Genomic DNA, 6,705 nt, shown 5'->3' with positions numbered 1-6,705 from the left:
GCCAAGCCAAAAGCGCAGATAATACTGGATGCTGCAAAGGTGAGCGCCGCCAGTGGCGGAAACAGCGAACCGAAGCAGGGGCAGCGGTCGCAGAGTGCGAGGGGCTTTTGCCCCCGAAGCACGATGCGGGTACCGCAACCCGACATTATCGAGCATTTTGGCAACGCAGATGCCGTGCCGCAGCCGCCGAAGCGGTGCTTAAGCCGCAAGGCAGAAATTGTGCGGTGTTGCCATTACTTTATTCTATTTTGTTTTCCACGCATCAATGTTCCATCCTCCAGAATGCGCAGGAGTACGGGGGCAGATCGCTGCCGCCGCCAAAGTCATGCGGCTGACCGGTGATCAGATCCACCGCGGTGCCGCAGCCGGCGTTGAAATCCGCGTGGTAGGTCTCCCCTGCCGCGTTGATGGCCACCAGCACGCGCTCGCCATCCACACGGCGTTCAAAAATCAGCTGGCGGGGCTGCACCATCACATTGTGGTAGCTGCCCCAGCGCAGGGCGGGGCTTTCGGCGCGGGCTTTGGCCAAGGCAGAGATCCATTCGGTCAGTTCGTTTTCCTGCGGCTTTTCAATGGCGGGGCGCAGGGTGGCATCACCGTTTTTCTTATCGCCCTCCAGGCCCCACTCGCTGCCATAATAGACTGCCGGAACGCCGGGCATACCAAACAGCAGGCCGTAAGCCGGGCGCAGCATGGCTTTATCCGTCAGGACGGTGGCAATACGGCTGACATCATGGTTGTCCAAAAAGCTTAACAGGTGGCGGCCGGTGTACAGGCACCACTGCTCGGAGCCAAACTGGCGGTTCAGGCTATAGGCAATCTCGTGCATATTGGCGGAGTTAAAGCTGGAATACAGGCCCTTGTAGCATTCATAGTTGGTCACAGCGTGGCAGGCACGGTCGTTCATCCAGCGGTTATAATCGCCGTGCAGGGTCTCGCCCATCAGGGCAAATTCCGGCTTGATGCTGTTGGCCAGGCCGCGCAGCTCTGCCAGGAAATCCAGATCCAGGCAATAGGCAACGTCCAAACGCAGGCCATCGATATCATAGTCCCGTACCCAGCCGCGTACCGCGTCAAACAGGTGTTCCTTCACCGCCGGGTTGCGCAGGTTCAGTTTCACCAGCTCATAGCAGCCTTCCCATGCTTCGTACCAGAAGCCGTCATTATAGCCGGTGTTGCCGTCAAAGCTGATATGGAACCAGTCTTTATAGGCGCTGTCCCACTTTTTCTCCTGCACATCGCGGAACGCCCAGAATCCGCGGCCCACATGGTTGAACACGCCGTCCAGCATCACGCGGATGCCGGCTTCATGCAGGGCTTTGCAGACAGCCTGGAAATCCTCTTTGGTCCCAAGGCGCGGATCAACGCGATTATAATCGCGGGTGTCATAGCCGTGGGCATCGCTGTCAAACAAAGGATTAAACAGCACACAGGTTGCGCCCAATTTTTTTATATGTTCCACCCAGTCCAGCACGCGCAGAATACGGTGTTCCCCGGTCTGGTCGCTACCATCGTTTTGCAACGGAGCGCCGCACAGGCCCAGGGGATAGATCTGGTAGATTGTTGCATCATCAAACCACATAACTTTTACTCCTCCATTTTGTTTTTTCTTTTGGCAATGCCACGCAATTCCACGTGCCAATACAACGAGTGAGGTGCATCGGCTGCCAAGCAAAAAGTACAGATCATACTTTGTGTATTATCGAGCATTTTGTAACGCAGACGGCGTGCCTCAACCGCCAGGCAGGAATTGTGCGGTGTTGCCTTTTATTCATCTTTTCGCTTTCGCATCAGAACTTCTTTTTCAGCCTGGGGGCAATGCGCTGGCGGTACAGCGGGGTGATGGCCGTTAAGGCACGGTCACACAGCCAGAACGAAAGGTTGCCCAGCGCCAGCAACGCCAGCAGCATGGGGGTACCTTCGGCGGCAAACTCCTGCACCAGTTCCGGCGGGGCCAGCACCACGATCAGCAGCGCATACATGACGACCACCGCCGCATTGAAGCAGCCAAACTTGGCCATCCACCGCAGCACACCGCGGCGGATGTTGTTCAGCCGCACCCGCAGCACAGGGTAATACCCCAGCACCAGAACATAAAACAGCACCAGCTCTTTATCCGGCACCAGGAACAGCGAAAGCAACGACACAACCGCATACAACAACAGTGCATACTTTTTGCCGTAATCTTCCAGCACAGGAATGAGCAGAAAGCTGGCCAGCATGGGCGCGGCGTAAGTGCCGATCTGCAATACGTTGCCCACAAGCAGCACCACCACCGAGAGCGCACTAAGCACACCGCAGAGCGCAATTTTTTGAGATTCTGTTTTTCGCAAAGGTCAAAACCTCCTGTATTGCATTTGCCGCACAAGAAGTATTATACACTACGCGCATAAAATGTGCAATATGACGAAGGCATTTATTTTCATGTCCTTCCCTGCCCGTTCGCCATAGTTGGCCGCACAGCGCTCTATTCTGCCATTTGCTGCACGGTAAAAAAGTGGTATCCCTTGGCCGCAAACCATTCAAGGATATCCGGCAATGCCTTGACTGTCTCGTGGGTGGCATTGGTATCGTGCATCAAAACAACACAAATCGGTTGGTCTTTGGCATCGTTCTGGACATTGCGCAGGATCTGGGCGGCGTTGGGGTGGCTGGCGGTGGCGTCCTCGGCGCACACGTTCCAGTCGATCCAGGCATAGCCTTTCTGCTCAGCCTGGGCTTTGAGCTGCTGCATGATCTGCCGTCCGCCGTATCGGTGGCTGACCGTGTTGGTGCTGCCGCCGGGGAACCGCAGCCAGTGGATAGCATCCACATCGATATAGTTCGCCAGCGTGGCGCGCAGAGCTTTGATATCCAGCCAGAAGTTTTCGGTGCTGCTGTAAATGCGGGAATAGGAATGGGACGCGCTGTGCAGGGCAATCTGGTGGCCCGCAGCCTCAATATCCGTTAGATACGACAGATAATCCTGGTTCGCGTCCTGTGCAGTGACAAAAAAGGTGGCTTTGGCATCACATTTTTCCAGCGCAGCCAGCACCTGCGGGGTATATTTGGAGGGGCCATCGTCAAAGGTCAGGCAGCAGATCTTCATGGCAGCGCCCTCCTCCCCCGGCAGCTGGGTGCCGCCCATAGCAAGGGTGGGCACAGAGAACGAAGCATCGGGAATGGTGGTTTCGCAGGCAGAATCGGCCGGGAACCACAACGGCCAAAGCAGCCCGATCAGCGCCCCCACCACAGCCGAAATGAGCAGCCCGGTCACAAACAGGCGCTGCTGCCTGTCATTGTTGGTTTCCCTGCGCATACACAAACGCCCCCTGCCGCACTGTTTTGTTCCAAACATATGCAGCAGGGGGCGCAGATAGATATGGCAATACCGCATAATTCTAAGTGCCGATACGGCGAGCGAGGTGCGGCAGATGCTAAGCCAAAAGCGCAGATAATACTTTGTGTATTATCGAGCATTTTGGCAACGCAGATGCCGTGCCGCAGCTGCCGGAGCGGTGCTTAAGCCGCTAGGCGGGAATTGTGCGGTGTTGCCCTAATTTTGTAAGGCTCAGAACAGGTTGCGGGCGCGCAGGCGGCGGTCCAGATGGCCTTTGCTGCGCAGCCAGGTGCTGGGGGCAAACAATACCAGCATGGGGAAGATCTCCAAACGGCCCACCAGCATATCAAAGCTGAGCACCAGCTTGATCAGCGGCGAAAAATCCGCAAAGCTGACCATAGGGCCGACCAATTCCAGACCGGGGCCGATGTTGTTCAGGCAGGATGCCACCGCGGTAAAAGTAGTAACCAGGTCAAACTGGTTGATGGCCACCACCATGGTGGACAGCACAAAAATGATCAGGTAGAGGTTCATGTAGGTGCGCACGCCAAACACCGTTTTATCGTCCAGGGGCTTGCCCTCAAACCGGACGGTAGTGACAGCATGGGGGTGCAGCACCCGCATTAAATCCTGCTTGGCAGTTTTGCACATAATAATGATACGGCTGATTTTGATGCCGCCGCCGGTGGAACCCGCACAGGCACCAAAGAACATGAGCAGCACCAGCACCGCCTTGGAGAAGGTGGGCCACATGTTAAAATCTGTTGTGGCATAACCCGTGGTGGTAATGATGGAAGCCACCTGGAAGAAAGAATAGCGCAGGGACTGCCACACATTGCCATACAAGTGGAAGATATTGCCCGCAACGGCCAGGGTGGAAGCTGCAATCACGCCAAGGTAGACCCGCATTTCCTCGCAGGCAAACGCTTCCTTAAAATGGCGGATGAGCAGGAAGAAATACACATTGAAGTTGATGCCGAACAGCACCATAAAGACCGCGGTGATCATTTCCACCGCCGGGCTGCCGTAAGCACCAATGCTGGCCGCACGGTTGCTGAAACCACCGGTGCCCGCCGCGCCAAAGGCGGTGATCAGGGCATCGTACCAGGGCAGACCGACCAGGCGCAGCAAAATTGTATGCACCACGGTAAGCACCAGGTACATGGCATACAGGATCTTGGCAGTATCGCGGATCTTGCTGGAGATTTTGCCCACCGAAGGCCCCGGCGATTCGGCGCGCATCAGGTGCATGGCGCGGCCATCGCTGACCGGCAGAACCGCCATGGTAAACACCAGTACGCCCATGCCGCCCACCCAGTGGGTAAAGCTGCGCCAGAACAGCATACTGTAACTCATGGCTTCCACATCGCGCAGGATGCTGGAGCCGGTGGTGGTAAAGCCGGATACCGTTTCAAAAAAGGCATCCACAAAAAACGGGATATCGCCGCTGATGATAAACGGCAGCGCACCGAACACGGACATCAGCACCCAGGCCAGTGCCACGATCACAAGACCCTCGCGCGCATAGATCGCCGTGTTGGCGGGGCTGCGCAGCCCCAGAACAAGGCCCAGCACGGCCAGCCCCACCGCCGTTACCACAAAGGCAAACAGGCAGCTCCACTCGCCATAAATAACAGCTACAATAGACGGAGGCAGCAGCAGGGCAGCTTCAACCATAAAAATACGGCCCAGCACATACCCAAGCATGCGGTAGTTCATTCCGTTACCCCCTTGCCATAATATCGCGCAGATCGGTCAGATCGGTGTTGGTGGTAACAATGATCACATCATCCCCTGCGCAGAAAGAATCGTTGCCGGACGGGATAATCGTCTTGCCGTTTTCGCGGATAATGCCCGCCACAAGGATATTTTTGCGCAGGTTCAGGTCCCGCAGCGGCACACCGGCAAACGGCACATCGGCGGTAACGCCGAATTCCAGCGCTTCCACCTTGCCGCCTACCAGACGGTGCAGGGTGCGCACATTGGTAGCCTGGCTGTTCTGCATGGCGCGCACATACTGTACGATCAGCTCGGTGGTGACAGCGCCGGTGGAAACCAGGCTGTCCACCAGGCCGCGCTCTGTCACCACATCGGCAAAGGATTTGCGGTTGATTTTAGCCACCACCTTGCAGTGGTTCAACTGAGAAGCATACATTGCCAGAATAATGTTGGTTTCGTCCAGACCGGTCAGCGCCACAAAGGCATCCATATCGGCAATGCCTTCCTCCGCCAGCAGCTCGCTGTCAGTGCCATCGCCCTGAATGATGAGCGCACGGGGAATTTTTTCGCTCATATCCTGGCAGCGGGCGGGATTGTTGTCAATTACGGTAACGTGCATGTTCATCTCGCTCAGTTCTTTGACGAGATAATACGCCATGCGGGAAGCGCCCACCACCATGACATTGTTGGCGCGCTCCTTAAAAATACCCAGACGGCGGAAGAACTGTTCCAGTTCCTGCGGGGTGGCCATCAGGTAGATTGTATCCCCTTCTTCCAGGGTAAAACTACCGGTGGGGATGGTGATCTGTTTGCCGCGTGCCACGGCGCAGATCAGCATTTTGACCCGCATGTTGCTGTACAGGTCGCTCAGCTGCAGGCCGGTCAGGGGGTTGCCATCAGTCAGGCGGTATTCCACCAGTTCAAAGCGCTGCTTGCTGAACTGTTCCAGCTTGAGCGCATTGGGGAAGCGCAGCACGCGGGCGATCTCGCGCGCCGTGGCCTTTTCGGGGTTAATGACCATCGAAAGGCCCAGTTCCTGGCGCATAAAGCGCAGCTGCTTTTCATATTCCGGGTTGCGGATGCGCGCAATGGTATGGCGGGTGTTCAGCTTTTTGGCAACCAGGCAGGCCAGGATGTTGATCTCATCGCTGTCCGTTGCGGCAATCAGCAAATCGGCGCCGCCTTCAAACGCTTCGGCCTGCACTTCATAGCAGCCGCCGTTGCCGGTCACGCCGCGCACATCGCAGATATTGCAGATATCATCCACAACGGTCGGGTTGCGGTCAATTACAACAATATCGTGCTTATCTGCGCTGAGCTGCTGGGTCAACGCGCGGCCCACTTTGCCCAAGCCCACAACCACGATCTTCATTCGGTTTCCTCTTTTCCGCCAGATCCTTATGGCATACAGCTGCTGCGGTATCGGTTCAGGGACGACACCAAACAGCAAAGCAGCCTGTCAAGGTGTTTCTGAAAGCAAAGAAAATGACAGATATTCCGCAAACACAAGCAGGATGTAAGGCAAAGAGCCGCTGGAGCCCTTTGTGGCTTCCAAGGCTTTTCAAGGCAACACCGCACAATTCCCGCCTGACGGCTTAAGCACCGCTCCGGCGGCTGCGGCACGGCATCTGCGTTGCCAAAATGCTCGATAATGTCGGGTTGCGGTA

The 6,705-nt window shown here is 56.4% G+C and carries 5 protein-coding genes; all 5 read right to left on the bottom strand.

Annotation, left to right across the window (positions count from 1 at the left end; genetic code table 11):
* Positions 1-262: 262 nt before the first annotated feature.
* Positions 263-1,582, bottom strand: coding sequence for an alpha-amylase family glycosyl hydrolase (locus tag C4885_RS14930; protein ID WP_114001097.1), 1,320 nt, complete (start codon positions 1,580-1,582; stop codon positions 263-265).
* A gap of 208 nt (positions 1,583-1,790) precedes the next feature.
* The gene (locus C4885_RS14925) at positions 1,791-2,333 is read right to left on the bottom strand and encodes a hypothetical protein (RefSeq protein ID WP_114001096.1); all 543 of its coding nucleotides are present in this window, start codon (positions 2,331-2,333) and stop codon (positions 1,791-1,793) included.
* Between the two features lie 134 nt (positions 2,334-2,467).
* Complete coding sequence (locus C4885_RS14920) at positions 2,468-3,298, bottom strand: polysaccharide deacetylase family protein (protein ID WP_242979616.1); 831 nt, start codon at positions 3,296-3,298, stop codon at positions 2,468-2,470.
* Between the two features lie 252 nt (positions 3,299-3,550).
* Positions 3,551-5,038 (bottom strand): TrkH family potassium uptake protein, encoded by a 1,488-nt coding sequence (locus tag C4885_RS14915; protein WP_114001095.1) that lies wholly within the window; start codon positions 5,036-5,038, stop codon positions 3,551-3,553.
* Between the two features lie 4 nt (positions 5,039-5,042).
* Entirely contained in the window at positions 5,043-6,410 is a 1,368-nt protein-coding gene (gene trkA, locus C4885_RS14910) for a Trk system potassium transporter TrkA (RefSeq protein WP_114001094.1), read from the bottom strand.
* Positions 6,411-6,705: the final 295 nt, after the last annotated feature.

This window comes from Subdoligranulum sp. APC924/74, assembly GCF_003324125.1.
Taxonomy (GTDB): domain Bacteria; phylum Bacillota; class Clostridia; order Oscillospirales; family Ruminococcaceae; genus Gemmiger; species Gemmiger qucibialis.
The sequence above is the reverse complement of the archived record's forward strand: the minus strand, read 5'-3'. Positions and strand labels throughout refer to the sequence as shown.

Coding starts and splice junctions, on each gene's coding strand:
- C4885_RS14930 (WP_114001097.1), bottom strand. CDS start 1,582: ATGTGGTTTGATGATGCAACAATCTACCAGATCTATCCCCTGGGCCTG.
- C4885_RS14920 (WP_242979616.1), bottom strand. CDS start 3,298: ATGCGCAGGGAAACCAACAATGACAGGCAGCAGCGCCTGTTTGTGACC.
- C4885_RS14915 (WP_114001095.1), bottom strand. CDS start 5,038: ATGAACTACCGCATGCTTGGGTATGTGCTGGGCCGTATTTTTATGGTT.
- trkA (WP_114001094.1), bottom strand. CDS start 6,410: ATGAAGATCGTGGTTGTGGGCTTGGGCAAAGTGGGCCGCGCGTTGACC.